Annotated in this window: 23 protein-coding genes; 7 read left to right on the plus strand and 16 right to left on the minus strand. The window is 66.6% G+C overall.

Going from position 1 to position 26,279, the window contains the following annotated elements; all coding sequences use genetic code 11:
* Positions 1–46: 46 nt before the first annotated feature.
* From AZKH_RS05875 to tsaE, 9 genes are all read right to left on the minus strand, one after another.
* Entirely contained in the window at positions 47–3,199 is a 3,153-nt protein-coding gene (locus tag AZKH_RS05875) for an efflux RND transporter permease subunit (RefSeq protein WP_015434828.1), read from the minus strand.
* Positions 3,200–3,209: 10 nt separating this feature from the next.
* Complete coding sequence (locus tag AZKH_RS05880; RefSeq protein WP_015434829.1) at positions 3,210–4,349, minus strand: efflux RND transporter periplasmic adaptor subunit; 1,140 nt, start codon at positions 4,347–4,349, stop codon at positions 3,210–3,212.
* Between the two features lie 183 nt (positions 4,350–4,532).
* On the minus strand, positions 4,533–5,468 hold the full coding sequence (gene ispH, locus AZKH_RS05885) for a 4-hydroxy-3-methylbut-2-enyl diphosphate reductase (protein ID WP_015434830.1): 936 nt from the start codon (positions 5,466–5,468) through the stop codon (positions 4,533–4,535).
* 44 nt (positions 5,469–5,512) lie between these two features.
* Positions 5,513–5,941 carry a peptidylprolyl isomerase gene (locus tag AZKH_RS05890; protein WP_015434831.1) on the minus strand — a complete coding sequence of 143 codons (429 nt, stop codon included), beginning with the start codon at positions 5,939–5,941 and terminating at the stop codon, positions 5,513–5,515.
* The gene (gene lspA, locus AZKH_RS05895) at positions 5,938–6,480 is read right to left on the minus strand and encodes a signal peptidase II (RefSeq protein WP_015434832.1); all 543 of its coding nucleotides are present in this window, start codon (positions 6,478–6,480) and stop codon (positions 5,938–5,940) included. The genes AZKH_RS05890 and lspA overlap by 4 nt, the downstream gene beginning before the upstream one ends.
* Positions 6,473–9,292 (minus strand): isoleucine--tRNA ligase, encoded by a 2,820-nt coding sequence (gene ileS, locus AZKH_RS05900; RefSeq protein WP_015434833.1) that lies wholly within the window; start codon positions 9,290–9,292, stop codon positions 6,473–6,475. The genes lspA and ileS overlap by 8 nt, the downstream gene beginning before the upstream one ends.
* Before the next feature lie 30 nt (positions 9,293–9,322).
* Positions 9,323–10,267 carry a bifunctional riboflavin kinase/FAD synthetase gene (locus AZKH_RS05905; RefSeq protein WP_015434834.1) on the minus strand — a complete coding sequence of 315 codons (945 nt, stop codon included), beginning with the start codon at positions 10,265–10,267 and terminating at the stop codon, positions 9,323–9,325.
* A 74-nt stretch (positions 10,268–10,341) separates the two neighbouring features.
* Complete coding sequence (locus AZKH_RS05910; RefSeq protein WP_015434835.1) at positions 10,342–11,715, minus strand: N-acetylmuramoyl-L-alanine amidase; 1,374 nt, start codon at positions 11,713–11,715, stop codon at positions 10,342–10,344.
* Positions 11,670–12,185 carry a tRNA (adenosine(37)-N6)-threonylcarbamoyltransferase complex ATPase subunit type 1 TsaE gene (gene tsaE / locus AZKH_RS26700; protein WP_015434836.1) on the minus strand — a complete coding sequence of 172 codons (516 nt, stop codon included), beginning with the start codon at positions 12,183–12,185 and terminating at the stop codon, positions 11,670–11,672. Before tsaE ends, AZKH_RS05910 begins: the two co-directional genes overlap by 46 nt.
* Here tsaE and queG point away from each other — a divergent pair.
* Both queG and murI read left to right on the plus strand, forming a co-directional pair.
* Positions 12,168–13,265 (plus strand): tRNA epoxyqueuosine(34) reductase QueG, encoded by a 1,098-nt coding sequence (queG, locus tag AZKH_RS05915; protein ID WP_369795090.1) that lies wholly within the window; start codon positions 12,168–12,170, stop codon positions 13,263–13,265. The two genes, tsaE and queG, sit on opposite strands and share 18 nt — an antisense overlap.
* 56 nt (positions 13,266–13,321) lie before the next feature.
* On the plus strand, positions 13,322–14,125 hold the full coding sequence (murI, locus tag AZKH_RS05920; RefSeq protein WP_041656973.1) for a glutamate racemase: 804 nt from the start codon (positions 13,322–13,324) through the stop codon (positions 14,123–14,125).
* Positions 14,126–14,129: 4 nt separating this feature from the next.
* Here the strand turns inward: murI and AZKH_RS05925 are convergent, their stop codons facing one another.
* From AZKH_RS05925 to AZKH_RS05935, 3 genes are read right to left on the minus strand one after another with little or no spacing between them, the layout of a single operon-like run.
* Positions 14,130–14,993, minus strand: a complete 864-nt coding sequence (locus tag AZKH_RS05925; RefSeq protein ID WP_015434839.1) for a sulfurtransferase — start codon at positions 14,991–14,993, stop codon at positions 14,130–14,132.
* Positions 14,990–15,352, minus strand: a complete 363-nt coding sequence (locus tag AZKH_RS05930) for an STAS/SEC14 domain-containing protein (RefSeq protein WP_015434840.1) — start codon at positions 15,350–15,352, stop codon at positions 14,990–14,992. Before AZKH_RS05930 ends, AZKH_RS05925 begins: the two co-directional genes overlap by 4 nt.
* 60 nt (positions 15,353–15,412) lie before the next feature.
* Positions 15,413–16,300 (minus strand): DMT family transporter, encoded by an 888-nt coding sequence (locus AZKH_RS05935; protein ID WP_015434841.1) that lies wholly within the window; start codon positions 16,298–16,300, stop codon positions 15,413–15,415.
* Positions 16,301–16,475: 175 nt separating this feature from the next.
* Here AZKH_RS05935 and glpK point away from each other — a divergent pair, with 175 nt between their 5' ends.
* Genes glpK through AZKH_RS05950 form a run of 3 tightly spaced genes read left to right on the plus strand, consistent with a single transcriptional unit; the run spans position 16,476 to position 20,435 of the window.
* Positions 16,476–17,969, plus strand: a complete 1,494-nt coding sequence (glpK, locus tag AZKH_RS05940) for a glycerol kinase GlpK (RefSeq protein WP_015434842.1) — start codon at positions 16,476–16,478, stop codon at positions 17,967–17,969.
* A 4-nt stretch (positions 17,970–17,973) separates the two neighbouring features.
* Positions 17,974–19,539 (plus strand): glycerol-3-phosphate dehydrogenase/oxidase, encoded by a 1,566-nt coding sequence (locus tag AZKH_RS05945; protein WP_015434843.1) that lies wholly within the window; start codon positions 17,974–17,976, stop codon positions 19,537–19,539.
* A 59-nt stretch (positions 19,540–19,598) separates the two neighbouring features.
* The gene (locus tag AZKH_RS05950; protein WP_015434844.1) at positions 19,599–20,435 is read left to right on the plus strand and encodes a DMT family transporter; all 837 of its coding nucleotides are present in this window, start codon (positions 19,599–19,601) and stop codon (positions 20,433–20,435) included.
* Here the strand turns inward: AZKH_RS05950 and AZKH_RS05955 are convergent.
* A complete protein-coding gene (locus AZKH_RS05955; protein ID WP_015434845.1) occupies positions 20,422–20,769 on the minus strand; it encodes a DUF2917 domain-containing protein in 348 nt (115 codons plus the stop codon). The two genes, AZKH_RS05950 and AZKH_RS05955, sit on opposite strands and share 14 nt — an antisense overlap.
* Positions 20,770–20,878: 109 nt before the next feature.
* Here AZKH_RS05955 and gcvA point away from each other — a divergent pair, with 109 nt between their 5' ends.
* Positions 20,879–21,883, plus strand: coding sequence for a transcriptional regulator GcvA (gene gcvA, locus AZKH_RS05960; protein WP_015434846.1), 1,005 nt, complete (start codon positions 20,879–20,881; stop codon positions 21,881–21,883).
* Between the two features lie 9 nt (positions 21,884–21,892).
* Here the strand turns inward: gcvA and AZKH_RS05965 are convergent, their stop codons facing one another.
* Both AZKH_RS05965 and AZKH_RS05970 read right to left on the minus strand, forming a co-directional pair.
* On the minus strand, positions 21,893–23,242 hold the full coding sequence (locus AZKH_RS05965; protein WP_041655968.1) for an ATP-binding protein: 1,350 nt from the start codon (positions 23,240–23,242) through the stop codon (positions 21,893–21,895).
* An 11-nt stretch (positions 23,243–23,253) separates the two neighbouring features.
* On the minus strand, positions 23,254–24,000 hold the full coding sequence (locus AZKH_RS05970; RefSeq protein WP_015434848.1) for a response regulator: 747 nt from the start codon (positions 23,998–24,000) through the stop codon (positions 23,254–23,256).
* A gap of 240 nt (positions 24,001–24,240) precedes the next feature.
* On the opposite strand from AZKH_RS05970, the gene AZKH_RS05975 reads away from it, so the two are divergent.
* Positions 24,241–24,777, plus strand: a complete 537-nt coding sequence (locus tag AZKH_RS05975; RefSeq protein ID WP_015434849.1) for a Spy/CpxP family protein refolding chaperone — start codon at positions 24,241–24,243, stop codon at positions 24,775–24,777.
* Positions 24,778–24,861: 84 nt separating this feature from the next.
* On the opposite strand, the gene aceA is transcribed toward AZKH_RS05975, so the two are convergent.
* On the minus strand, positions 24,862–26,175 hold the full coding sequence (gene aceA / locus AZKH_RS05980) for an isocitrate lyase (protein ID WP_015434850.1): 1,314 nt from the start codon (positions 26,173–26,175) through the stop codon (positions 24,862–24,864).
* Positions 26,176–26,279 lie beyond the last annotated feature (104 nt).

Raw genomic sequence — 26,279 nt, forward strand, 5'->3', positions numbered from 1 at the left:
TCTGTCCTGGCTCTCGTCGGACAGTCGGAGTGCGGCGATGTTCTGCTTAGCCCCGCAACTCGGCCGAGTGTTCCTGCGAGGCGCGGCTGATCGTGGTTTCGCCCCGACCAGGCGAGGTCGGTGCAGCAGGATGTCCGCCAGGCGTTTCGGCGCTGCGATGACGCCGCCTGATCCAGGCTTGTACGTCGGCGACGAGCGTGTAGACCACCGGGATGACAAGCAGACTGAGGAAGGTCGACGTCACCAGGCCCCCGATCACCGCGATCGCCATCGGAGCCCGGAACGAGGGATCGACGCCGAGGCCCAGCGCGATCGGCAACATGCCGGCACCCATCGCGATCGTCGTCATCACGATCGGGCGGGCGCGCTTGCTACACGCGTCGATGAGGGCATCGAAGCGCGACAGGCCGAACTCGCGTCGGGCGACGATGGCGTATTCGACGAGCAAGATGGAGTTCTTGCTTGTGACGCCCATCAGCATGATCAGGCCGATCAGCGATGGCATCGACAGTCCGCTGCGGGCAAGCAGCAGCGCGACGAAGGCGCCGCCGAGCGCCAACGGCAGGGCGGCGAGGATCGTCAGCGGTTGCGCGAATTCGTGGAAGAGCAGGACGAGCACGATGTAGATGCACAGCACGCCGGTGACCATCGCGATCGCGAAACTCTCGAACAGCGTCTGCATTTCCTGCGCGTCGCCGATCGGCTCCCAGGAGGTGCCGGGTGGCAGGTGCTGGAGGCTGGGCAGCGTGGCGATCGCCTTCTGGATTTCGCCCAGCGGGCGGTTCGTCAGTTCGATGTCGAAGTTGATGTTGCGCTTGCGGTCGAAGCGCGAAATTTCGGATGGGCCGCTTTCGACGCTGATATCGGCCACGTTGCCCAGCATCACGTTGCCGCGCTTGCCGGGGATCGGGAGGCGGGCGAGCAACTCGATGTCGGTGCGGGCGCTTTCGGGCAGCCTGACGACGATCGGGACCTGGCGCTCGGAGAGATTCAGTTTGGCCAGACTGAAATCGTAGTCGCCGCTGGTGGCGATGCGCAGCGAGTCGGCGATGGCGGCCGCAGTGACGCCGAGGTCCGCGGCTCGGGCGAAATCGGGACGGATGATGACTTCGGGGCGGACGAGGCTTGCGCTCGACGAAATGTTGCCGAGGCCGCCGATCTTGCGAAGATCCCGTTCGACGGCGTTCGCGATACGAAGAAGTGCTTCGTTGTCGTCCCCCTTCAGCGAGAATGCGTACTTCTCGCCGCCGCCCCCGAGGCCGACGCGGACGCGGACGCCGGGAAGGGCCCGCAGGCTGTCCCTCAGCTGGGCCTCAATGGCCTGCTTGGTGATCGTGCGCTGCTTGCGCGGCGTGAGGTTGATCGTCAGGGAGGCCTTCCGGACCTCGGGCGCGCCTCCGAGCGCGAAGGCGTCGGCACCCGCGCTGCCGCTGCCGATCGCCGTGTAGACCTGGACGACGTTCGGGTTGCGCGCGAGGACTGTGCGTGCCTGTTCGGCCGCCCGCAGTGTGTCCTCGAAGCGGCTTCCGGGCGGCAGCTCGATCGACACGAGGGTCTGCGACAGGTCGTCGGGCGGCATGAAGGTCGTCGGCAGGAGCGGAATCAGCGCCAGTGACCCGAGGAAGAAGCCCGTCGCGGCGATGAGCGTGAGCGCCCGATGACGCAGACAGCTCGTCACAAAGGCGAGGTACTTCTGCGTGAGCTTGCCTTGCGTCGGCACATGCGCGGTGGGGCGCAGGAGGTAGGCCGACATCATCGGCGTGAGCAGGCGCGCGACGAGCAGCGACGCGAGGATCGCGAGCGTGGCGGTCCAGCCGAACTGTTTGAAGAATTTTCCGGAGATGCCGTTCATGAAGGCGGTCGGGAGAAAGACCGCGATCAGTGCGAAGGTGGTCGCGATGACGGCGAGGCCGATCTCGTCGGCCGCTTCCATGGCGGCCTGATACGGCGACTTGCCCATCCCGAGGTGTCGGACGATGTTCTCGATCTCGACGATCGCGTCGTCGACGAGGATCCCGATGACGAGTGACAGCGACAGCAGGGTCACGACGTTGAGCGAGAAGCCGAAGTAGTCCATCCCGACGAAGGCCGGAAGAACGGAAAGCGGCAGGGCGGTGGCCGACACGAAGGTCGCACGCCAGTCCCGCAGGAAGAACCAGACGACGATGACGGCGAGGATTGCGCCTTCGACGAGCAGCCACAGCGAGCCCTTGTAGCTTTCCTCGACCGGATCGACGAAGTTGTAGGCTTCCTTGATCCGGATTCTGGGGTGGCCGGCCTGCAAGGATGCAACGACCTCGGCAACGCCGCGGGCGACTTCGATCTCGCCTGCGCCGCGTGCCCGCACGACTTCGAAACCGACGACGGGCTTGCCGTCGAGCATCGCCGTCGAACGGCGTTCGGCCACGGTGTCTTCCACGCGTCCGAGCGAGGCGAGTTCGACGCGCCTGCCGTCGCTGAGGACGATCTCCATGGCGGCCAATTGTTCCGCGCTCAGTGCGGTCGCGAGCGTCCGTACGGTTTGCTCGCTGCCGCCGAGGTCGGTGCGGCCGGCCGATGTTTCCATCTGGATGCGGCGCAGTTGGCGGGAGATGTCGGCGACGGTGACGTTGAGGGCGAGCAAGCGCTCGGGATCCAGTTCGATGCGGATTTCGCGTGCGACGCCACCGACGCGCGACACCTGGCCGACGCCGGAGACCGATAGCAGCGCCTTGGATACGGTGTTGTCGACGAACCAGGACAGGTTTTCCTCATCCAGCGTGTCGGAGGCAACGGTGTAGGTGACGATCGGCAGGCCGGACAGGTTGAAGCGCGAGATCACCGGGTCGCGAAGGTCGCCGGGCAGATCGGAGCGGATCCGCGAGAAGGCGTCGCGGACGTCGTCGATGGCCTCTTGGGTGGGTTTTTCGAGGCGGAACTCGGTCGTGATCGTCGCGACGCCGTCCTGGATCCTCGTGTAAATGTGCTTGACGCCCTGCAGCGTAGCGAGCGAGTTCTCGATCTTGCGCGCGACCTCGGTTTCAAGCTGTGAGGGCGCAGCGCCGGGCAGCGTCGCCGTGAGCACGACCATCGGCAGATCGACGTCCGGGAAGTTCTGGACCTTCATCCGGGCGAACGAAAACAGGCCGAGGATGCTCAGCATGATGAACAGCAGCACGCCTGGAACCGGGTTGCGGATCGACCAGGCCGAAACGTTCATCGTGAGATCCTCAACTCTTTTCGGGCGCGGCAGGCGGTGTGGCCGGGGCGACCTCCACCAGGTCGCCATCGTTCAAGAAACCGCCGCCGCTCTCGACGATGCGGTCCCCAGCCTCAATGCCGGACAGGATCTCCACGCGGTCTTGCTGGCGCCGACCGGTAGCGACTTTGACCTGGGCAACCCGATGGTCCTCGCCCAGGCGGAACACGAAGGAGAAGCCTTCACGCAGCATCACCGCCGATTGCGGCAGGCTCAGGCGCGATTCCTGTTTGGACCTCGCGGGAACGATTTCCCCTTTCGCGAACACGCCGGCCTTGGCTTCGGACGGGGGTAGGTCGACATAAGCGATGCCATTGCGGGTGACGGCGTCGACGGAGGGCGCAACGCTGCGCACCTTTCCGGTGATCTTCGTCCCCCCCGGGATCGTCAGGCGTGCGATGTCGCCGGGCCTGACGTCGGCGAAATCGTCCGCAGTGAGTTCTGCACGCCATTCGAGGCGGCTGCGCAGGATCAGGCGGAAGAGTTCCTGCCCGGCCTGGGGTACGCTGCCGACGGCGGCCGCTCGCGCGGAGACCAGGCCATCATCGGGAGCGGCAATACGGGTCTGGCCGACACGCACTTCGGCGAGTTTGACGCGCGCTGCCGCGAGGTCGATGCGCGAGCGCGCCGTCTGCTCCATCGTCAGGTATTGCGTGACTTGCTGCTCGCTCATCATGCCGGTCGGTTTGAAGCGACGTGCCCGGTCCGCGTTGGCCTGGGCCTCCGCGTACATGGCCCGCGCTTCCTGCAGGGCGGCACGGGCCTGGGCCAGGTCCGCCTGGATGACGTCGTCGGCGAGCACGACGAGCAACTGCCCCTTGCGTACCGTGTCGCCGACGTTGGCCTTGACCTCCGCGATGCGCAGTCCCCCGATCTCGCTGCCGATGACCGTTTCCTGCCACGCAGCGATGTTGCCGCTCGCAGTGAGCGTGTGCTCCCACGCGACGGGCTTCGGGGTGACGACCTGCACGGTCAGCGCGGGGCGAGTCGCTTCCGCAGGGGGCTCGCCCGATTTCGACGCAGTCGCGCTCTGCCCGTCACAGCCCGCGAGGACGGTGGCGGCGGCGAAGGAGGTGAGAATCGCAAACCAGTCCGAATGTGTACGTTTCATGGCAGCAAAGGGCAGCCTCGTGCGTCAAGACTGGATTCAGACGAGGCATGCCGGGTCGGCAATGCCTCACTTGGAAGCGCCTGCTCGGCCCCGCGGGGCTTGCGCGGGACCTTTCCGGAATATTTAGCCTGCTTCCGCCGACCTTGGCAACCTGCGCGTCAAAAATCGGTCGCCGGAGTATTTTCAGCCTTGCTGAAGTTCCTTCGGCAGCGGGAAGGTCACGCGCTCTGGCACGCCGTCGAGCGTGCGGACCGAGCCGCTGCTGAGCTGCTTCAGGCGGTCGATGACCGCGTCGACGAGCACTTCCGGGGCCGAGGCGCCGGCCGTGACGCCGATGCGCTTGCGGCCTTCGAGCATTGCCGGGTCGATGCCTTCGGCGTTGTCGATGAGATAGGCCGGTACGCCGCGCAGCTCGGCGACTTCGCGCAGGCGATTGGAGTTCGAGCTGTTGCGCGAGCCGACAACGAACACGACGTCAACCTGCGGCGTCATGAATTTCACGGCATCCTGGCGATTCTGCGTCGCGTAGCAGATGTCGTCCTTCTTCGGGCCGATGATGTTCGGGAAGCGTTCGCGCAGGGCGGTGACGAGGGCGGCGGCGTCGTCAATGGAGAGCGTGGTCTGCGTGACATAGGCGAGCTTGTCCGGATCGGCGACATTGAGCATCGCGACGTCCTCGACCTTTTCGACGAGGTGGATGCCGTCCTTGACCTGCCCCATCGTGCCTTCGACTTCCGGATGGCCCTTGTGGCCGATCATGACGATCTCGCGGCCCTGCTCGCGCATGCGCCCGACTTCGATATGGACCTTGGTGACGAGCGGGCAGGTGGCGTCGAAGACGCGCAGGCCGCGCTTTTCGGCCTCAAGGCGAACCGTCTGAGGCACGCCGTGGGCGCTGAAGATCACAGTGCTGCCGGTGGGGACTTCGTCGAGTTCCTCGACGAACACCGCGCCTTTCGCGCGCAGGCCTTCGACGACGAACTTGTTATGGACGACTTCGTGGCGCACGTAAATCGGGGCGCCGAAGCGCTCCAGCGCGCGCTCGACGATCTCGATCGCGCGCTCGACACCGGCGCAGAAGCCGCGCGGGTTGGCGAGCAGGATTTCGTTGGAGGTCATGCGGGGGCTCCGTTGGGGTTGGGGCCGGTAACTGTTGAAAGTTCTTAGACGACGCCGATGATGTCCACTTCGAAGCGGATCGTTTTGCCGGCGAGCGGGTGGTTGAAGTCGACGACCGCGAAGGCGTCGTTGATCTCGCGCACGAGGCCGGAGTAGCGGGTGCCGTCCGGCGCGCCGAATTCCATGATCGTCATCGCTTCGATCTCTTCCTCGGGCATGTGTTCGCGCTTGACGTGTTCGACCAGCTCCGGATTGTAGGGGCCGAAGGCGTCTTCGGGGGCGAGCGTGAATTGCTGGTGCGTGCCGACGGGGAGTCCCGCAAGCATGCGTTCGAGGCTCGGCAGCAATTCACCGGCGCCCATTTGCAGCGTGGCAGGCGTGCCTTCGAAGGTGCTGATGAGCGGCTGGCCGTTTTCGAGGGCAATGCGGTAGTGCAGCGTAACCAGGCTGTCGGGTTGGACGGATTGCGTCACGAAGGATTCTCCGGGCTAGGGGGGGTACGAGTGGCGCGAAACTGCGCCCACAGCATCAGGCCGACGCCGAGCGTGATCGCCGAGTCGGCCAGATTGAACGCCGGCCAGCCGTAACGGCCGACGTGGAAGAACAGGAAATCGACGACCGCGCCGTGCACGACGCGGTCGATGACGTTGCCGAGCGCCCCGCCGATGATGAGGCTGAAGGCGAGCGGCAGGACGACCTCGCGCTGGTGCTGGCGCACCATCGTCAGCAACCAGCCGCTGATCGCCAGTGCGAGCACGATGAAGAACCAGCGCTGCCAGCCGGAATGGTCGGCAAGGAAGCTGAAGGCGGCGCCCTGGTTGTAGACAAGCACGAGACTGAAGAAGTCCGTCACGGGCAGGCTTTCCCCGAGCTGGAAGCGCGACAGGACCAGCCACTTCGTGATCTGGTCCAGTCCGATCACGAGCGCGGCGAGTTCCAGCCAGCCGTAGAAGCGCCGCGTCAGCGGAATGCCGCCGCGCGTGGCGCGCGGGGCACTTGCGGAATCAAGCATGGGTACGGCTTTCTCCTGCGCCGGTCAGGTTGCCGTGGCAGCGGCCGCACAGTTCCGGATGATCGGCGTGGCTGCCGACGTCCTCGCGGAAATGCCAGCAACGGCCGCACTTCGCGTGCGACGAGGGCGCCGCGTCGATGCCTTCGGCCGCCTCGTCGGCGACGCGGACGAGCTCGGCGCGCGAGGTGATCAGCACGAAGCGCAGGTCTTCGCCGAGGCTCGCGAGCGCGTCGAAACGCGCACCGCTCGCGCGGACCGTGACTTCGGCCTGCAGCGAGGAGCCGATCTTGCCGTCGGTGCGCAGGCCTTCGAGCACCTTCTGGACCTGGGCGCGGGATTCGCGGATCAGTTCCCAGCGCGCGGCGCTCTCGGCGTCGCCGGCGGCGTCGGGCAGCACGTGCCAGGTGTGCAGCATCACGCTGTCTTCCACATCCTTGCCGACGATCTGCCAGATTTCCTCGGCGGTGAAGCTGAGGATCGGCGCCATCATGCGGGTGATCGCCTGCGTGATGTGCCACAGTGCGGTCTGCGCGGCGCGGCGTGCCGGCGAGTCGGCCTGCGTCGTGTAGAGGCGGTCCTTCAGGATGTCGAGGTAGAAGGCCCCCAGGTCTTCGGCAGCGAAGTTCTGTAGCGCCTGAACGATCTTGTGAAACTCGTAGCGCCCGTAGTCGACCGTGACTTGCTCCTGCAGGCGGCGGGTGAGTTCGAGTGCGTAGCGGTCGATGTCCAGCCACTCGCCGACCGGCACGCCGTTCTTCTCGATGTCGAAGTCCGCGGTGTTGGCGAGCAGGAAGCGCAGGGTATTGCGCAGGCGGCGATAGACCTCGACGACGCGGTCGAGGATCTCCTTGGAGATCGTCAGCTCGCCCGAGTAGTCGGTCGCGGCAACCCACAGGCGCAGGATTTCGGCGCCGAGCTTGTCCGAGACTTCCTGCGGCGCGACGACATTGCCTTTCGACTTCGACATCTTCTTGCCCTGGCCGTCGACGACGAAGCCGTGCGTCAGCAGGCCGTCGTAAGGCGCGCGGCCATCGACGGCGCAGCCGGTCAAGAGCGACGAATGGAACCAGCCGCGGTGCTGGTCCGAGCCTTCGAGATAGAGGTCGGCCGGCCAGCGGCTAACGTCGGCGTGCGAGCCACGCAGCACCGTCCAGTGCGTGGTGCCGGAGTCGAACCAGACGTCGAGGGTGTCGCGCATCTTGTCATATTGCGCGGCCTCAGGGCCGAGGAGTTCGGTGGGCTCCAGCTTGAACCAGGCGTCGATGCCTTCCTTCTCGACGCGCTTGGCGACTTCTTCGAGGAGTTCGAGGCTCTTAGGATGCGGCTCGCCCGTTTCCTTGTTCAGGAACAGCGGGATCGGCACGCCCCAGTTGCGCTGGCGCGACACGCACCAGTCCGGACGGTTGGCGATCATCGAGTGCAGGCGCGCCTTACCCCAGGACGGGAAGAACTGGGTCTCGTCGATGGCCTTCAGCGCGAGCTCGCGCAGCGTCGGCGCGCCGGCTTCGACCGCCTCGCGGCCGGGCAGGCGGTCCATGCCGACGAACCATTGGGTGGTCGCGCGGTAGATCACCGGCGTCTTGTGGCGCCAGCAGTGCATGTAGCTGTGCGTGAGGTTGCCCGAGGCGAAGAGGCTCCCGACTTCGGCGAGTTTCTCGATGATCTTCGGGTTGGCGTCCCACACCGACAGGCCGCCGAAGAAGGGCAGGCTTTCGTGGAACACGCCGTCGCCCTGCACGGGGTTCAGGATCTCGTCGTTGCGCATGCCGTAGCGCGTGCACGAGTTGAAGTCGTCCAGACCGTAGGCGGGCGCGCTATGCACGATGCCGGTACCGGCATCGGCCGCGACGTAGTCGCCGAGGAAGACCGGCGAGACGCGGTCGTAGAAGGGGTGGCGGAACTGGATGCGATCGAGCGCGACGCCACGGGCGGCAGCGAGCACGCGGCCTTCGAGCGAGTAGCGTTCGAGGGCGGAGGCGCGCAGTTCGGCGGCGAGGATCACGAGGCCCTTGGGCGTCTCGACCAGTTCGTACATCAGCTCGGGATGGACGTTGAGCGCCTGGTTGGACGGGATCGTCCACGGGGTCGTGGTCCAGATCACGATGTAGACCGGTTGCTCCGGCAGTGCGTCGAGGCCGAAGGCGCGCGCGAGCTTGGCGCGCTCTTCATCGGCGAGCAGGAAGCCGACGTCGATCGCGGGCGACTTCTTGTCCTGGTATTCGACTTCGGCTTCCGCGAGCGCCGAGCCGCAGTCGAAGCACCAGTTCACCGGCTTCAGGCCCTTGAACAGGAAGCCCTTGCGATACATCTCGCCGAGCGCACGGATTTCGTCGGCCTCGTTCGAAAACTGCATCGTGCGGTAGGGGTTGTCCCAGTCGCCGAGCACGCCGAGGCGGATGAAGTCCTTCTTCTGGCGCTCGATCTGCTCGCCCGCGTATTCGCGGCACAGTTCGCGCGCGCGGTCTGCGGGCAGGTGCTTGCCGTGCTGCTTTTCGATCTGGTGCTCGATCGGCAGGCCATGGCAGTCCCAGCCCGGCACGTAAGGTGCGTCGAAGCCCGCCATGGTCTTGGAGCGGACGATGATGTCCTTGAGGATCTTGTTCACCGCATGGCCGATATGGATGTCGCCGTTGGCGTACGGGGGGCCGTCGTGCAGGATGAACTTCGGACGGCCAGCCGCGGCCTTGCGGATCTTCTGATACAGCTTCTTCTGCTGCCATGCGGCGATCCAGCCCGGTTCCCGCTTGGCGAGATCGCCACGCATCGGGAAGGGGGTGTCCGGCAGGTTGAGGGTCTTGCGGTAGTCAGCCATGGTGGGTTCCGGCGGCAGGAGCCAATAGGGTCAAGTAGGATTACCAACTGGGTGGTCGGCGAACCAGGCGCGGGCGTCGGCCGCGTCCTTGGCGATCTGGGCCTTGAGGGCGTCGAGCGAGGCGAACTTGGTCTCGTCGCGCAGCTTTTTGACGAAATGCACGCGCAGGTGGGCGTTGTAGCAGTCGCGGTTCCAGTCGAAGAGATTCACTTCGAGCGTAGGGCGGCCGGCGCTCGTCACCGAAGGGCGCACGCCAATGTTCGCGACACCGGCGACCGGTGCATCGCCGAGTCCTTCGACGCTCACCGCGAACACGCCCGAGAGGGCCGGGCGGCGATGCTTCATCTGGATGTTGGCGGTCGGGAAGCCGAGCTTGCGGCCGATCTGGTCGCCGCGGATGACGCGGCCGGCGATGCTGTAGGGGCGGCCGAGCAGGCGCGCCGCATGGTCGAGGTCGCCTTCCGCAAGGGCTTCGCGCACGGCAGAGCTGGAGGCGCGTTCGCCGCCGATGTCGAGGGTGTGCATCGCTTCGACGCAGAACCCGGCGGCGGCGCCGCGCGCCTGCAGCATCGCGAAGTCACCCTGGCGGCGCGCGCCGAAGCGGAAGTCGTCGCCGATGATCAGGTGGCGCACGGCGAGGCCGCGCACGAGGATGTCGTCGATGAACTGGTCGGCCGTGAGCGCCGCGAAGCGCGCATCGAAACGGCAGACATGGACGCGATCGACGCTGCTCGCCGCCAGCAGCAGGAGCTTCTCGCGCAGCGAGGCGAGGCGGGCGGGAGCGTCGGCGGGAGAGAAGTATTCGCGCGGATGGGGCTCGAACGTGAGCACCACGGCGGGCAACTGACGTGCGCGCGCGGTATCGGTGAGCAGCTTGAGCAGCGCCTGGTGGCCACGATGCACACCGTCGAAATTGCCGATGGTGAGCACCGAGGGCTGTGCGGCGTGCTCGGGAATCCCGCGAAAGACCTGCATAACCGCCTGAAAAAAGCCGTAATTATAACGGCAACAGGGGGCTCTTGGCGCGTGCGGGCGGTCGATCCAAGCTGTTATGCGACCTTGTTGCGCCCCGCGGGCGGCGTGTCGCGGAAGTAGCGGCGTAGGCCGCGCAGGATCGCATCAGCCATCTTGTCCTGGTAGGCCTCATCGTTGAGTCGCTGCTCTTCCTCGGGATTGCTGATGAAGGCGGTCTCGACGAGGATCGACGGAATGTCCGGCGCCTTGAGCACAGCGAAGCCGGCCTGTTCGACCTGTCCCTTGTGCAGCGTGTTGATGTCGCCCAGTTCGTTCAGCACGGCCTTGCCGAGCTTGAGGCTGTCGTTGATCGTCGCGGTCTGCGAGAGGTCGAGCAGGGTGCGGGCGAGGTGGCCGTCTTGCTTGGCGAGGTTGATGCCGCCGATGAGGTCGGCCTCGTTTTCCTTTTGTGCGAGCAAGCGCGCAGCCGTGCTCGACGCGCCGCCTTCGGACAGCACGAAGACAGAGCTTCCGCGGGCGTCGGGGCGTACAAAGGCGTCGGCGTGGATCGAGACGAAGAGGTGGGCTTCGACGCGCCGGGCGCGGGATACCCGTTGTTGCAGTGGGACGAAGTAGTCGCCGTCGCGCGTCAGCATCGCGCGCATGTTCGGTTCGTTGTCGATGCGCTGCTTGAGGCGGCGCGCGATCGATAGCGTCACGTGCTTTTCGAAGCTGCCGCGCGAGCCGACTGCGCCGGGGTCTTCCCCTCCATGGCCGGGGTCGAGCGCGATCGTGATGAGGCGGTTCGCCGCGGGGCGATTGCTGCGCGCGGGTGTGTTGCGCTGTTCGGGCGGCGCTTCCTGACGGGCAGTCGTCGTCGGCGGCTGCGGATTCGGGGCTTGCGCCGCGGCGTTGCCGGGTTCGGGATTGGGCTGGCCCGCGGCGGCATCGAGCGGCGACGACTTCTGGATCAGCGCGAGCAGCGGGTCGACCGGGGTGGTCGGATAGAGGTCGAGGACGAGGCGGTGGCCGTAGTTCGCGACCGGCGCGAGCGGGAACACCTGCGGGTTGATCTCGGCCTTCAATTCAACGACCAGGCGCACGACGCCTGGGCGGTTGCGGCCGGCGCGGATCAGCTTGATGTAGGGATCGGACTCGAGGACCTTGGAGGGCAGCGACTGCAGCACGCTGTCGAATTCGACGCCTTCGAGGTCGACGACGAGACGATCCGGGTCCTTCACCAGCATGTGGGTGAACTTGAGTGGCGTCGTGCCTTCGATCGTGATGCGGGTGTATTCGGCGGCGGGCCACACGCGCACGCCCAGCACGCTGGTCGCGGCCATGCCGACGGGGCTGACGAGCAGCGTCAGGCTGGCGCCGGCGAACTTGAGCAGCTCGCGGCGGGAGATGCCCGAACGAGCGGTTACTGGGGGATCCTGTTCAGTCCCGAATGCAGTTTGCTTATGCATGTCCGTCCTGCCTCCGTCAGTGCCAGTGCTTCCATGCGCCGGCCCGCGCCGGATACTGTGAGTCGTACTTCGAGGTCCGGCGCGGCGATGTAGGGTGCGGCCTTGTCCGGCCATTCCACCAAACACACGCCATTTCCGGCGAAGTACTCGTCCAGCCCGGCTTCCAGATATTCCTCTGGGACTGCGAAGCGATAAAAATCAAAGTGATATAAGTCTAATCTAGAAACAACGTAAGGTTCAATCAAGGTGTATGTGGGACTTTTGACCTTTCCGGTGTGACCGAGTGCGCGCAAGGCGCCTCGGACGAGCGTCGTTTTGCCTGCGCCGAGATCGCCGCGCAGGTAGATGACAAGCCCGGCATGCAGCGTTGCGGCGAGCGCGGCGCCGGCTGCCTCGGTGTCGGCCTCGTTGTCGAGGTGCGCCGCGAGGGGGCTGCCGGTATTATCTGCAGGGTGAAGAATCTGGATCATCAGGAAGTCTCGTCGGAGGCTGCGGACAGCACGTCGCTGCATGGACTCGTCGCGCAGATCGGTATCTGGGCCAGCGAACTGGGTTTCGATGCCGTGGCGGTCGCGGACGTCGATCTCGCAAGCGCCGAGCCCGGGCTCGCGGCCTGGCTCGCGGACGGGTTTCACGGCGAGATGGATTATATGGCGCGGCACGGCATGAAGCGGGCGCGTCCCGCGGAATTGGTGCCGGGAACCGTGCGGGTCGTCAGCGCGCGCATGAACTATTGGCCCGATGCGGCGGAGGCGGGCGACGCGCTCGGCGATGCGAACCGTGCTTACGTGTCGCGTTACGCGTTGGGGCGCGACTACCACAAGCTGATGCGCAACCGCCTGCAGAAGCTCGCCGAGCGCATGGCTGCGGCCGCGCCGCACGGGTTTCGCGTGTTCGTCGACTCTGCGCCGGTGCTGGAAGTGGAACTCGCGAGCCGGTCGGGGCTGGGCTGGCGGGGCAAGCACACGCTGCTGCTCGATCGCAAGGCGGGCTCGTATTTCTTCCTCGGCGAAATCTTCACCGATCTCCCCTTGCCGGTTTCGCCTCCCGCCGAGCCGCACTGCGGGACCTGTCATGCCTGTCTCGACGCATGTCCGACCGGCGCGATCGTCGCCCCCTATCGTGTCGATGCCCGGCGCTGCATCTCCTATCTGACGATCGAGTTGAAGGACGCGATTCCCGAGGAGTTGCGCCCTCTGATCGGCAACCGCATCTACGGCTGCGACGACTGCCAGTTGGCGTGCCCATGGAACCGCTTTGCGCGGCTCGGGGCGGAGGCCGATTTCCAGCCGCGGCATGGCTTGGACCGGGCACGTCTGGTCGAACTGATGGCCTGGAGCGAAGCGGAGTTCATGGAGCGCATGGCCGGCAGCGCGATCTACCGCATCGGCTACGAGCGTTGGCTACGGAACCTGGCCGTGGGGCTGGGCAATGCGCCCAGTTCGCCCGAGGTGCTCGCGGCGCTGCAGGCGCGTGCCGACGATCCGTCGCCGCTCGTGCGTGAGCACGTCGCGTGGGCGCTCGCACAGCGCCGCGCGCGAGCGGGGTGAGCTTCGGCTAGAATCCCCTGCTTGCGCTATTGCGTTTCATTGACTCGGGTTTCCTCGTGGATTTCTCCCGCCCCATTGGCGTTTTCGACTCCGGCATCGGCGGCCTGACCGTCGTCCGGGCCTTGATGGAGCGCCTGCCGCTCGAAAGGATCGTCTATTTCGGCGATACCGCGCGCGTGCCCTACGGCATCAAGTCGGTCGGAACGATCGAGCATTACACGGCGCAGATCACCGACTTCCTGCTGCAGCAGGACGTGAAGATGCTGATCGTGGCGTGCAACACGATGGCGGCGGTGGCGGTGGACGTCGTGCGGCATCGCGCCGGCGACATTCCGGTGCTCGATGTGATCGAAGCCGGTGCGCGCGCGGCGGTGGCCGAGGCGGGCGGGCGCGGCGTCGGTGTGATCGGCACGCCGACGACGATCAACAGCAATGCCTATGCGCGCCGGATTCACGAACTCGACCCCGGTGTGCGCGTGTACTCGCAAGCCTGTCCGCTCTTCGTTCCGCTCGTCGAGGAGGGCTGGCTCGATCACCCGGTGACGCGTCTGACGGCGCAGGAATACCTGAAGCCGGTGCTGGCGGAGGAGGTCGGCAGTCTCGTTCTGGGCTGCACGCATTACCCCTTGCTGAAGCCGCTGCTGCGGGAGGTCGTCGGGCCCGGCGTGAGACTGGTGGATTCCGCGATCACGACGGCCGAACTTGCGGCGGCCAAGTTGCATGAACTCGGCATCGCGAGCCGCGAGGCGGGGCCGGCGCCTTACCGCTTCGTCGTCACCGATGTGCCCTTGCGCTTCCAGACGATCGGCGAGCGTTTCCTCGGCCGCTCGCTCGGGGCCGTGGAAAAGGTCGAGTGGTAAGCGTTTAGCGTTCCGGGCCGGTCGCGATCGGGCGTGCGCTATCTGCGCACCATTCGCTCCAAGAACCGGCATAGAGTCGCGAGCCGGTGAGGCCGGCCGATTCCATCGCAAGGAGGTTGTGGCAGGCAGTGACGCCTGACCCGCACTGATGCACGACGCGGCGCGCATCGCGGCCTTTCAGCAGGGCGCCGAATTCCTCGCGCAGCACCGAGGCCTGCTTGAAGCGGCCGTGGGGCCCGAGGTTGTCGCGGAAGAAGCGGTTGATCGCGCCCGGGATATGGCCGCCGACCGGGTCGAGCGTCTCGTTTTCGCCGCGGTAGCGGTCGGGGCTGCGGGCGTCGACGAGCATCATCTCGGGTTTGCCGAGGTGGTCGAAGACATAGGCGGCATCGACAAAGCTCGCCTGTAGCGCCGGCACGAAGATCTGCGGCCGGTCGGGTGGAGGGTATTGCGTCAGGGCCTGGGCCGCCTCGCACCATGCGACCAGACCGCCGTCGAGTACTGCGACACGTCGGTGTCCCATCCAGCGCATCAGCCACCACAGGCGGGCGGCGAACATCCCGCTGGCATCGTCGTAGGCCACGACCTGAGTGTGGTTGCCGATCCCGATTTCGCCCAGGCGCTGCGCGAGTCGGGCGGGATCGGGCAGGGGGTGACGGCCGTTGCGACCCGTCATCGGACCGGAAAGATCCTCGTCCAGGTGCATGAAGCGTGCGCCGGGAAGATGGCCGCGCGCGTAGGCCTCGCGCCCGAAATCCCGGTTCGCGAGGTCGTGGCGGCAGTCGACGATCACCCAGTCCTGATCGTCGAGGTGCTGGGCGAGTTCGTGGGCCCCAATGAGTGTGGAATATGAGGCGGCAGCGGTCACCGGGCGGCTTCCTCTTCGGCTTCGAGCCAGGCGCGGGCCTCGGCTTCGTCATGGAACACGAGCACTTCGGCATCGACGAAAAGCTGCGATACCCAGGCGCTCCACGTCATCCACTGGTCTTCGGTGAGCACGGCGATGCGGCCGAAATCGTGGGCGTGCTGGCGCGAGAACTTGATCTCTTCCCACGCAACGTCGAGCGTGAAGCCCGCCATTTCCCGCAGGTCGATGAGCAGGTTGACGGATCCCTCGAACTTGACCTTGTAATTGACCAGTTCCTCGAACTCTTTGTAGTCGGGCAGCGTGAATTCACCGAATACGGCTACGGTGACCAGATTGGCGCGGTGGTCGGTGGTGATCATGACGTCCTCCGGATGGCGACGGGATCCTGCGGACTACTATAGTCCTGGCGGGGGGCGGGTTCAATCGCCATGCCCGGCTTGCGGGAGCGGGGCTCCGACCGGCGGACGGACAGGCTGCCGCGCCGCGAGCGAGACGGCCGCGCCGCTGGCGATGATCAGCACGATCGCGCCCCATGCGTCGAAAGGTAGCACTTCGTTCCACAGCAGCATACCGAACAGGCTGGAGAAGATCACCGTCGTATAGGCGAGGTTGGCCGCGACGATGGTCTTGCCCAGGCGGTAGGCGCGCGTCATTGCAAGCTGCGCCATGCCGCCGAAGAGACCGACGCCGATCAGCGTCGCCGCGCCCTTGAGGTCGATCGCCTGGAGGTCGCCGGATAGCGCCCAGGGGATTCCGAGCAGTGTCGTGACGCCGGAGAACCAGAAGACCGTTCGCAGTTCCGGTTCGCCCGCCCGGCCGAGTTCGCGCACGCTGATGTAGGCGACGCTGGCGAGGAGCGCCGAGCCGAGTCCGGCCGCCGCGCCGATCCACTGCTCGGACTGGAGCGTGGGCTTGAGGAGCAGGACCACGCCGGCGAAGCCGAGCAGCACCGATCCGACGACCGCCGGGCGCAGCCGTTCGCGGAACCACAGCGCGAGGAGCAGGGCCACGATGATCGGCGAAGTGTAGTTGAGCGTGACGGCGGTCGCGAGCGGCAAGGCGCGGATCGCATAGAAATAGGCCATCAGCGCCGCCGTGCCCGAGAGTGAGCGTGTCAGTTGCAGGCGCCACTTCGGCGTATGGAGCGGGACGCGCTGGCTGCGGGCGAGCGCCGCGATGATGATCAGGCCGATGAAGCCGCGGTAGAAGACCAGCTCCCCCGTCGAGAACGTGCTGCTCCCGAGCTTGACGCAGACGCCCATGCAGGCGAAGAGGAGGCTGGCGACGACCATCCAGAGGGATTGCATGGCGGCTTGTTGCGGCGCGGCAAAACCGACATTGAATCACACCGTGGGCGCTTGTGCGACAGGTTTGCTCTTGTCATTGGCGACCCGTGGCGGCCGATGTCGTCCGGCCGACGGGATGGTCAGGCGAGGTTGGGCGCGGTAGTCTTGTGCACACGTCATGCCGGAGGGGGACGCGATGGGCTATCTGCTGGCGCTTGATCAGGGGACGACGAGTTCGCGGGCGATGGTGTTCGACGGCGACGGCCGGGTCAGAGGGGGCGCGCAGCAGCCCTTCACGCAGCATTTCCCGCAGCCGGGGTGGGTCGAGCACGATCCGCAGGAGATCCTGGATACGCAGTTCGATTGCGCCCGCTTGGCGTTGGCGGACGCCGGCATCGCGGCGAAGAATCTCGCGGGCATCGGCATCACGAATCAGCGCGAGACGACGCTGCTATGGGATCGCAAGACCGGCCGGGCGCTGGCGCCCGCGATCGTCTGGCAGGACCGGCGCACCGCCGGCATGTGCGATCGGCTGCGCGACGCCGGCCATACGGACGCGATCCGCGAGCGCACGGGCCTGGAGCTGGATGCCTATTTCTCCGCGACCAAGCTCGCATGGCTGCTCGATCATCTGCCGGATGCCCGGGCGCGTGCCGCTGCGGGCGAGCTGGCCTTCGGCACCGTCGACAGCTGGCTCGTGTGGCATCTCAGCGGCGGCGTGCTGCACGTGACGGATCCGGGCAATGCGGCGCGGACGATGCTCTTCAATATCCATTCGCTCGATTGGGACGACGAGCTCCTGGCGCTCTTCGGCATCCCGCGGGCGCTCCTGCCGCGCGTCGTCGATAGCAGCGGCGTGTGCGGGACGAGCGCACCGTCGGTACTCGGCGCCGCCGTACCGATCGCCGGCATCGCGGGCGACCAGCAGGCGGCGACCTTCGGGCAGGCGTGTTTCTCCCCGGGCATGGCCAAGAACACCTACGGTACGGGGTGCTTCCTGCTGATGAATACCGGCGATCAGATCGTCGCGTCGCAGAATCGCCTGCTCAGCACCGTTGGATGGCGGGACGCCGCCGGCGTGAGCTATGCGCTCGAAGGCAGCATCTTCATGGGCGGTGCCGTCGTGCAGTGGCTGCGGGACAATCTCGGGCTGATCCGGCAATCGTCCGAGATCGAGGCGCTCGCGGCGAGCGTACCGGACAGCGGCGGCGTCGTGCTGGTGCCGGCCTTTACCGGTCTCGGCGCGCCCTATTGGGATGCCTATGCGCGGGGCGCCTTGATGGGCCTGACCCGCGGCAGCGGTCCGGCGCATATCGCGCGCGCCGCGCTCGAAGCGATCGCGCTGCAGACCGTCGATCTCGTCGAGGCGATGCGACGCGACGGGGCGGGACCGCTGACGGAGCTGCGTGTCGACGGCGGCGCGGCGGCGAATGATCTCCTGATGCAGATGCAGGCCGACCTCCTCGGCGTGCCCGTCGTGCGCCCTCGGATGCTGGAGACGACGGCGCTGGGGGCGGCCTATCTCGCCGGGCTGGGAGTGGGCATGTGGTCGGGAACGGAGGATCTCGCGGCGCACTGGCAGGTCGAGCGGCGTTTCGAACCGGTGATGTCGGCCGATGCGCGGGAGACCGCACTCGCCCAATGGCACCGGGCGGTCGAGCGGGCGCGGGGCTGGGTGAGGGCTGGGTGAGGGCATGACGGCGATCGTCGAAGGTCCGTTGTCGCGTTCGGCTTTGCTCGGTCGCCTGCGTGCGGCCGGTGCGTGGGACGTCGTCGTGATCGGCGGCGGTGCGACCGGGCTCGGCTGCGCGGTCGATGCGAGCGCCCGCGGCTATCGGACGCTGTTGCTCGAGGCGCACGATTTCGCCAAGGGCACGAGTTCGCGTGCGACGAAGCTGATCCACGGCGGCGTGCGCTATCTCGCCCAGGGCAATCTGCCGCTCGTGCACGAGGCGCTGGCGGAGCGCTCGCGGCTGCTGGCGAACGCGCCCCATCTCGTCCATCCCTTGCGCTTCGTCGTGCCCGCCTACCACTGGCTCGACATTCCGAAATTTGGCGCCGGCCTGACTTTCTACGATCTGCTTGCGGGCGGTCACGGCATCGGGCGCAGCCGCGTGCTCGATGCCGCGAGCACGGTCGTCGCCCTGCCGACCGTGAATCCCGACGGATTACGCGGCGGTATCGCCTATTGGGATGCGCAGTTCGACGACGCGCGCCTCGCGATCGCACTGATGCGCACCCATCTCGATCTGGGCGGACTCGCGCTCAACTACCTGCCCGTCGATGGCTTGGTGCAAGAGGGCGGACGAGTGCGCGGCGTGCTCGCGCACGATGCCGAGACCGGAGAGACGTTCCATATGGCGGCACGCACCGTCATCAACGCCACCGGCGTGTGGGCGGACTCGGTGCGGCGCTTCGAGCGATCGCAGGTGTCTGCGATGCTCAAGCCGAGCCAGGGCGTGCATCTGGTTGTCGATCGCGACTTCCTGCCCGGCATGGACGCGCTGCTGGTGCCGGAGACGCCGGACGGTCGCGTGCTGTTCGTGATTCCGTGGTGCGGCAAGGTGCTGATCGGCACGACGGATTCGCCGCGCAAGGACCTGCCGCTGGAGCCGGAGCCGCTCGCGGGCGAGATCGACTTCATCCTCGCGACGGCGGCGCCCTATCTCGTCCGCGCACCGTCGCGTGAGGATGTGCGTAGCGTGTTCGTCGGATTGCGCCCCTTGATCGGCGCGGGCGACAGTTCGGCGACGCGGTCCTTGTCGCGCGAGCATTGCATCGAGGTCTCTCCCGGCGGGCTCGTGACGATCACCGGCGGCAAGTGGACGACCTACCGTCGAATGGCCGAGGAGGCGGTCGATACGGCGCAGTCGGTCGGAAGCCTGCCGTCGAGAAGCGGCGCAACGGCGAGCCTTCGTCTGCATGGCGCGCCCACCGCGCGCTCGTCCGCATCCCGCGACGTCTATGGCACGGCGCGGGCGGAGGTCGACAGCCTGCCCGGCGCGGCCCGCGCGGTGTCCCCGAGCTTTGCACTGACGGAGGCCGAAATTCGCTACGCTGCACGGGCGGAACTCGCGCGCAGCGTCGAGGACGTGCTGGCCCGCCGGCATCGTGCGCTCTTCCTCGATGCCAAAGCCGCGGTGGTGGCGGCGCCGGAAGTGGCACGCATCCTGGCCGAAGAACTCGGGCGCGATGCAGCCTGGTGCAGCGGCGAGGTCGAGCGTTTCTCGGTTCTTGCCGCACAATACGCACGCTTGTAGGCGTCCGGGTCGTCCCGGGACGGCCGGAAAAGCGAAAAACAATAACGAGGAGATTCCCTTTGACTACGCTTCGAACCGCGGCGCTGACGCTCGTCGCGATGCTTGCGTTTGCCGCCAATTCGGTGTTGTGCCGCCTCGCGCTGCGCAACACGACGATCGATCCGGCGAGCTTCACGGTGATCCGCCTGCTGTCCGGCGCCGCGATGCTGGCATTCCTGATTCACCTGCGTGGCGCGCGGCCGGGACGGTCCGGCAACTGGGGCTCGGCGCTGGCGCTGTTCGCTTACGCGGCGGGCTTCTCGTTCGCCTATGTGTCCTTGCCGACGGGCGTCGGCGCGCTGCTCCTCTTCGCTGCCGTGCAGACGACGATGATCCTGACCGGCCTTGTCCGCGGCGAACGCCTTCACATGCGCCAGACGGCGGGCCTCGCGTTGGCATTCGGCGGCCTGATCTATCTTCTGCTGCCCGGACTGTCGGCGCCGCCGCTCGGCGGTGCATCGCTGATGATCGGGGCGGGGGTCGCGTGGGGAGTGTATTCCCTGCGCGGCCGCGGCATTCGGGATCCGCTCGCCGCCACGGGCGGAAACTTCCTGCGCACCGTGCCGATGGCGCTTGCGCTGGGTATCTTCGCAAGCGGAACGGTAACGGTCGATGGCACCGGGGCGCTGTATGCGGTGCTGTCGGGCGCGCTCGCGTCCGGCGCCGGTTATGCGATCTGGTATTCCGCGCTGGCGGGCCTGACGGCGACGAGCGCCGCGACCGTCCAGCTCAGCGTGCCGGTGATCGCGGCGATCGGTGGGGTACTCATGCTCGGCGAGGCGCCGACCGTGCGCCTCGTGGTGTCGTCGGCCGCGATCCTCGGCGGCGTCGCGCTGGTGCTGGTTAAGCGCCGCTGACGCGGCGTTCGGGCGAGTAGACGCTGGTGCCGGCGAGGACGCGGACGGTTCCGGCGAGCGCGCCGATCACGCGGGTGCCGATGCGCGACAGGGCTCCGGCCGGCGGCGGCTCCAGGCGGAAGCGGCTCTCGCCCTGGGCCTCCAGTACCACGTGACCGCCGTCCGGGATGACGAAGCGCTCGCCGGCGCCGAGCCACTTGTCCTGTGAATAGCCCTCAACCGTCAGCCAGGCGCGGCCTTGTTCGAGAACGATCTCCCAGCGTTCGGCATCCTTCAGCGAAACGATGCCGCCGGCTTGCATGTTCCAGCCAGAACGTGCGAATCTTGTTTCCATGATGCCTCCTTGCGTTGCACGGTGATTGAGTCGTGTGATTGCATTGTGGATACGCGAAGGCGTCTTGAAAATCGATCTTTTCTGACGTTCATGTGAAGGAAACTCACATATGGAGAGGCCCGGAAAGCTGCCGTCGCTATCCGCGCTGAGGATGTTCGAGGCCGCGGCCCGGCTCCGGAGCATTTCCCGCGCGGCCGACGAACTGTTCGTCACGCACGGTGCGGTGAGCCACCAGATCCGCGCCCTTGAGGACTATCTGGGGTTTGCGCTGTTCCTGCGCCAGGGGCGGGCTGTCGTGCTGACCCCGGCTGGCGAGGAATTGCTGGCGTCGGCCAACACCGCCCTGCGTCAGCTGTCCGATACGGTATCGGTGCTGCAGCGTCGCGCGAATCCGAATCGCCTGTCGGTGAGCGTGATGCCCTCGTTTGCCGGCCGCTGGCTGACGCCGCGCATCGGGGGCTTCATCGACCGCCACCCGTCGGCCGAACTGAACGTCACATCTACGGGAGCGCTCGTCGACTTTACGCGCGACGCCGTGGACGTTTGCATCCGCTGGGGGCCGGGGGGCTATGGCGGGGTGCGGGCCGAGCTTCTGATGGACGACGTCCTGTTTCCGGTGATCAGTCCCGCGTTGTGCCGGGGACGGCGGCTCGACACGCCCGCGGACCTCGCCGGACTGCCGTTGCTGCGCTCGGAAGGGGAGGACTGGCAGCCTTGGTTCCAGGCGGCGGGCCTCGACTGGCCCGAGCCGGCAGGCGGGCTGATGGTGTCCGACTCGGGGATCATGCTGCAGGCGGCAATCGACGGGCATGGTGTTGCGCTGGCGCGACGCAGCCTGGCGGCCTTGGCGCTTCGGGCGGGACGCCTGCTGCGGCCCTTCGACATCGAAATACCCGCACGTCATGCGCCGGAAGGCATCGCAGCGGGCAGTTTTCCCGCCACGACGCCATTCGAACAGCGGCCGCGTTGGCGCTACTGGACCGTGCTGCCGGAACGGCCCTCGGATACGCCGCTGCTGAAGAGCTTTCTCGCGTGGCTGCGCGCCGAAGTGGCCGCCGATCTTGCCGCCCCGCTGAGCGTGGATGCCTCCCTGACCGGTATGCCCGGGGCTTGAAGCGCCCGGTCAGTTTGCAAGGTGCCGAGCGCTTCCACTCAGCGTGACGATGGCGTCGAGTCCGCCGGCGGGGCGATTCTCGAGCCGCACGTCGCCGCCCTGCGCCCGCAGCAGATTGCGCGCAATGGCGAGTCCCAGCCCAGTGCCGCCGGTCTCCCGGTTGCGCGAGGCTTCGGTCCGATAGAAGGGTTCGAAGACTTTCTCGATCTCCTCCGCAGCCAGTCCCGGTCCGGCGTCGCTGATCCGGATCTGGAATCCATCCGGCGTTTTGGCGGTGCTGATATCGACTTTTTCGCCGAACTTGATGCCGTTTTCGATAAGATTCCACAGCGCTCGGCGCAGTCCGACCGGGTGTCCGGAGCAGGCTGCCGATAACTGTGCCGGCACCGTGACGTCCCAGCCCATGTCCTGCGCGTCGTCGCGCAGTGCCGTTAGCAGCGCGCCGAGGTCGATCTGCTGGCGAGCGGCATGGGCATCGAGGCTGCGTGCGTAATCGAGGCCTTCCTTGACCAGCGCCTGCATCGCATCGAGATCGGATTGGAATTTCAGGCGCAGCGCCTCATCGTCGACCAGTTCGGCGCGCAGGCGCAGCCGGGTGATCGGGGTCTGCAAGTCGTGCGAGATCGCGGCCAGGATGCGGGTGCGTTCGGTGACATGCTGCAACAGGCGCTCCTGCATGCGGTTGAAGGCGTGGGCCGCCTGTTCGACTTCGGCCGGTCCGGTCGTCGCCAGCGGGGGGCGGTTCGGGTCTTCCCCGAGCGCGTCGGCTGCCGCGGCCAGACGCGAGATCGGCCGTGTCGCGATCCGCACGGCGACCCAGGCGAGGAGGCTCACGCCAAGCACCAGCGCGAGCAGCGATCCCAGCAGGCTGCCGATGGGCGGAGGCGGACGCGGCGGGCCGCCGAGCATCGGCCCGGGCATGCGGATCGTCAGCGGTGTGCCGTCCGACAGCCGCAGGCTCGCCATCGAGTGCAGGTGCATCGGATGGTCTTCGCCGCCAAAGGGGCGCATCAGGAAGGCGACCTCGCGTTCAGGCATGGCCATGCGCAGTGCGTCGGCCAGCGGAGATTCCGCCTCGATCGGGCGCGCGTCCGGCGGCGGCGGAGCGAGCACGAAGCGCAGCCGGCGGCGGCCCAGCGTGTCGATCCAGTCTTCGCGCTGGACCGGTCCCAGATGGTCCAGCACGTCGACCGCTGCCGCGACTTCACGCGCGATGCCTTCCGAGAGCACCTCGCGCGCATGCCTGTCCCGTTCGCCCACGAACAGCGCGATGCTCACCGCGAGCACCACAGCCATCCCGCCCAGCCAGATCAGCATCAGGCGGGCGAAGAGCGAACGCGTCCACGCAGGGAGTCCCATGGCGCCTTCGGTCACGCGTCGATTGCCTCAACCGTGCTCGAGAGCACGTAGCCTTCGTTGCGCACCGTCTTGATGATCGTCGGCTCTCGCGCGTTGTCGCCGAGACGCTGACGCAGGCGGCTGACCTGCAGGTCGATCGAGCGGTCGAAGACGTCCGCCTCGCGCCCTTGCGTGAGCTCCATCAACTGGTCGCGGCTCAGTACGCGCTGCGGGTGCGCGAGGAACACCGCGAGGATGCGGTACTCCGCGCCCGACAGCGGAACCGCCGTCCCGTCGGTTGCGATCAGGTGCCGGCCGACCGTGTCGAGGCGCCAAGCCCCAAAGCGCAGCATCGTCGCGTGGGCTGGTGGGTGGGCGTCCAGGTTCGGCGGCAGCGCACGGGCCCGTCTGAGGATCGCGCGGATCCGGGCGAGCAGTTCGCGCGGCACGAAAGGCTTGGGCAGGTAATCGTCCGCGCCCATCTCCAGGCCGAGGATACGATCCATGTCCTCGCCTCGTGCGGTCAGCATCAGCACGGGGGTATTCGCGTGCGTTCCGCCGGCACGCAGGTTGCGGCACAGGGTCAGGCCGTCTTCGCCGGGCAGCATCAGGTCGAGCACGATCAGGTCGACCCGGTGGCGCTCCAATGCGGCCTTCATCTCGCGACCGTCTGCCGCGGTCGTGCAGCGCAACCCCTGCTTTTCGAGGTAATCGGCGAGCAGCGTGCGAATTTCGCGGTCGTCGTCGACGATGAGGATATGGTCCTGGGCGTTGGTCATGGCTGCGTCGGTGTGTGGTCGCTGCGTCGGTGTGTGGTCGATATGGAAGCCGGGTCATCCCCGTCGACCCGAATCATAAGCCCCGCCGCCGGAGGCTTTGTATCCCAGAGTATCGCGCTCCCGACGCGCAACACGACTATGCAAACCGTCTTGCTGCGGACAAATCCTGCTTACATGACGGTGTTCGAATGATGTCGTCGCCCGGACACGAGGCGTATCCGACAATACAGGAGAGTCATCATGAAATCATTGATCAGGACTTCGATACTTGCGGCCTTCGTTGCCTCGCTCGGTTTCGGCAGCATGGGCGCGATGGCGGCAGGTCAAGGGGACTGCGACGGCCCGCACGGCGGAATGGCCAGGATGTATCACATGGACCCGGCCGGCATCACCGAGCGCGCAACACAGCGGCTTGCCCAGTTGCAGGCGGCACTCGCACTCAAGCCGGGCCAGATGGCGGCGTGGGACCAGTTCAAGGGTGTGATGCAGGAGAAGGCAAGGACGGCCGCGGAACACATGCAGGCGATGCGGAACCAGGAACGGCCGAAGACCGCCCTCGAGCGGATGGACCGGATGGAAGCCTTCAGCCGTGAGCGCATGGCGGCGCTGCAGGACGTCCGCAAGGCGACGGAAGCTTTCTACGGTCGCCTCGACGCGGCGCAGAAGAAGGTCTTCGACGAGCAGTTCCATCTCTTCGGGCCGCAGGGGGCACGGGGCGCGATGCGCGGCGATCACATGGGTGGGCGGCTCCCTGCTCAGCCGGCGGCACCCCAATAACTGCGCCAATGAAAAAGCCGCGCCTTGTGGGCGCGGCTTTCCTGGCTAAGGCGGACCAGATGCCGGTCCGCCCATTCGAGGAGATCAGTGGAACTGCTCTTCTTCGGTCGAGCCGGTGAGGGCCTTGACGGAGGAGGAACCGCCCTGGATGACGGTGGTTACGTCGTCGAAGTAGCCGGTACCAACTTCCTGCTGGTGCGAGACGAAGGTGTAGCCTTGTTCGCGAGCGGCGAATTCCGGCTCCTGAACCATCTCGACGTAGTGCTTCATGCCTTCGCCGCCAGCGTAGGCCTTGGCGAACTTGAAGGTGTTGTACCAGTTGACGTGGATGCCGGCCAGGGTGATGAACTGGTACTTGTAGCCGAGCGCGGACAGCTCTTCCTGGAACGACGCGATTTGCGAGTCGTTGAGGTTCTTCTTCCAGTTGAAGGACGGCGAGCAGTTGTAGGACAGCAACTTGCCCGGGCAGGCGGACAGCACGGCTTGGGCGAATTCACGGGCGAAGCCGATATCCGGCACGCCGGTTTCGCACCACACCAGGTCGGCGTACGGGGCGTAGGCGATACCACGGGAGATGGACTGCTCGAGACCGTTCTTGACGCGGAAGAAGCCTTCCTGGGTGCGCTCGCCGGTCAGGAACGGCTTGTCGTTCGCGTCGTAGTCGGAGGTAATCAGGTTGGCAGCTTCGGCATCGGTACGGGCCAGGATCAGGGTCGGAACGCCCATGACGTCGGCGGCGAAACGGGCGGAGATCAGCTTTTCGCAGGCTTCACGGGTCGGGACGAGCACCTTGCCACCCATGTGGCCGCACTTCTTGGCGGCGGCCAGCTGGTCTTCGAAGTGCACGCCGGCAGCACCGGCGGCGATCATGTTCTTCATCAGTTCGAAGGCGTTCAGGACGCCGCCGAAACCGGCTTCCGCATCGGCAACGATCGGCAGGAAGTAGTCGATGAAGCCTTCGTCGCCCGGGTTAATGCCACGCGACCACTGGATTTCGTCAGCGCGCTTGAAGGTGTTGTTGATGCGGCGAACCATGGTCGGCACCGAGTCGTAGGCATACAGCGACTGGTCCGGGTACATGGTTTCGGAGGTGTTGCCGTCGGCGGCGACTTGCCAGCCCGACAGATAAACAGCTTCCAGGCCAGCCTTGGCCTGTTGCATGGCTTGACCGGCGGTGATCGCGCCGAAGGCGTTCACGTAACCCTTCTTGGCGCCGCCATTGACCTTTTCCCAGAGGACCTTGGCGCCGCGTTGGGCCAGCGTGTATTCCGGCTGCAGGGAGCCGCGCAGGCGGACGACGTCGGCAGCGGAGTAACCGCGCTTGACGCCTTTCCAACGGGGGTTTTCGGCCCAGTCTTTTTCCAGGGCGGCGATTTGCTGTTCGCGGGTCAGGGTCATGGCAGTTTCCTTGTTGACTGACAGATTAAGCGTGTATCCACGTATCCTTCTCATCCGCCCGGCATGGCGGGGGCGGCGAGGGTCTCTCCTTCGAGGTGTCCGCT

Origin of the sequence: Azoarcus sp. KH32C (assembly GCF_000349945.1) — a bacterium.
In the GTDB taxonomy this organism is placed as follows: Bacteria; Pseudomonadota; Gammaproteobacteria; order Burkholderiales; family Rhodocyclaceae; genus Aromatoleum.

What these genes read in the sequence shown, in the direction of transcription:
- AZKH_RS05935 (WP_015434841.1), bottom strand. Translation starts at nt 16,300, where the DNA reads ATGCAATCCCTCTGGATGGTCGTCGCCAGCCTCCTCTTCGCCTGCATG.
- AZKH_RS05965 (WP_041655968.1), bottom strand. Translation starts at nt 23,242, where the DNA reads ATGGGACTCCCTGCGTGGACGCGTTCGCTCTTCGCCCGCCTGATGCTG.
- ileS (WP_015434833.1), bottom strand. Translation starts at nt 9,292, where the DNA reads ATGGCTGACTACCGCAAGACCCTCAACCTGCCGGACACCCCCTTCCCG.
- ispH (WP_015434830.1), bottom strand. Translation starts at nt 5,468, where the DNA reads ATGACCTCCAACGAAATCCTGCTCGCCAACCCGCGCGGCTTCTGCGCC.
- tsaE (WP_015434836.1), bottom strand. Translation starts at nt 12,185, where the DNA reads ATGATCCAGATTCTTCACCCTGCAGATAATACCGGCAGCCCCCTCGCG.
- AZKH_RS05970 (WP_015434848.1), bottom strand. Translation starts at nt 24,000, where the DNA reads ATGACCAACGCCCAGGACCATATCCTCATCGTCGACGACGACCGCGAA.
- AZKH_RS05955 (WP_015434845.1), bottom strand. Translation starts at nt 20,769, where the DNA reads ATGGAAACAAGATTCGCACGTTCTGGCTGGAACATGCAAGCCGGCGGC.
- AZKH_RS05875 (WP_015434828.1), bottom strand. Translation starts at nt 3,199, where the DNA reads ATGAACGTTTCGGCCTGGTCGATCCGCAACCCGGTTCCAGGCGTGCTG.
- aceA (WP_015434850.1), bottom strand. Translation starts at nt 26,175, where the DNA reads ATGACCCTGACCCGCGAACAGCAAATCGCCGCCCTGGAAAAAGACTGG.
- AZKH_RS05930 (WP_015434840.1), bottom strand. Translation starts at nt 15,352, where the DNA reads ATGATCACCACCGACCACCGCGCCAATCTGGTCACCGTAGCCGTATTC.
- AZKH_RS05880 (WP_015434829.1), bottom strand. Translation starts at nt 4,349, where the DNA reads ATGAAACGTACACATTCGGACTGGTTTGCGATTCTCACCTCCTTCGCC.
- AZKH_RS05905 (WP_015434834.1), bottom strand. Translation starts at nt 10,267, where the DNA reads ATGCAGGTCTTTCGCGGGATTCCCGAGCACGCCGCACAGCCCTCGGTG.
- glpK (WP_015434842.1), top strand. Translation starts at nt 16,476, where the DNA reads ATGGGCTATCTGCTGGCGCTTGATCAGGGGACGACGAGTTCGCGGGCG.
- gcvA (WP_015434846.1), top strand. Translation starts at nt 20,879, where the DNA reads ATGGAGAGGCCCGGAAAGCTGCCGTCGCTATCCGCGCTGAGGATGTTC.
- AZKH_RS05975 (WP_015434849.1), top strand. Translation starts at nt 24,241, where the DNA reads ATGAAATCATTGATCAGGACTTCGATACTTGCGGCCTTCGTTGCCTCG.
- lspA (WP_015434832.1), bottom strand. Translation starts at nt 6,480, where the DNA reads ATGCTTGATTCCGCAAGTGCCCCGCGCGCCACGCGCGGCGGCATTCCG.
- AZKH_RS05945 (WP_015434843.1), top strand. Translation starts at nt 17,974, where the DNA reads ATGACGGCGATCGTCGAAGGTCCGTTGTCGCGTTCGGCTTTGCTCGGT.
- AZKH_RS05910 (WP_015434835.1), bottom strand. Translation starts at nt 11,715, where the DNA reads ATGCATAAGCAAACTGCATTCGGGACTGAACAGGATCCCCCAGTAACC.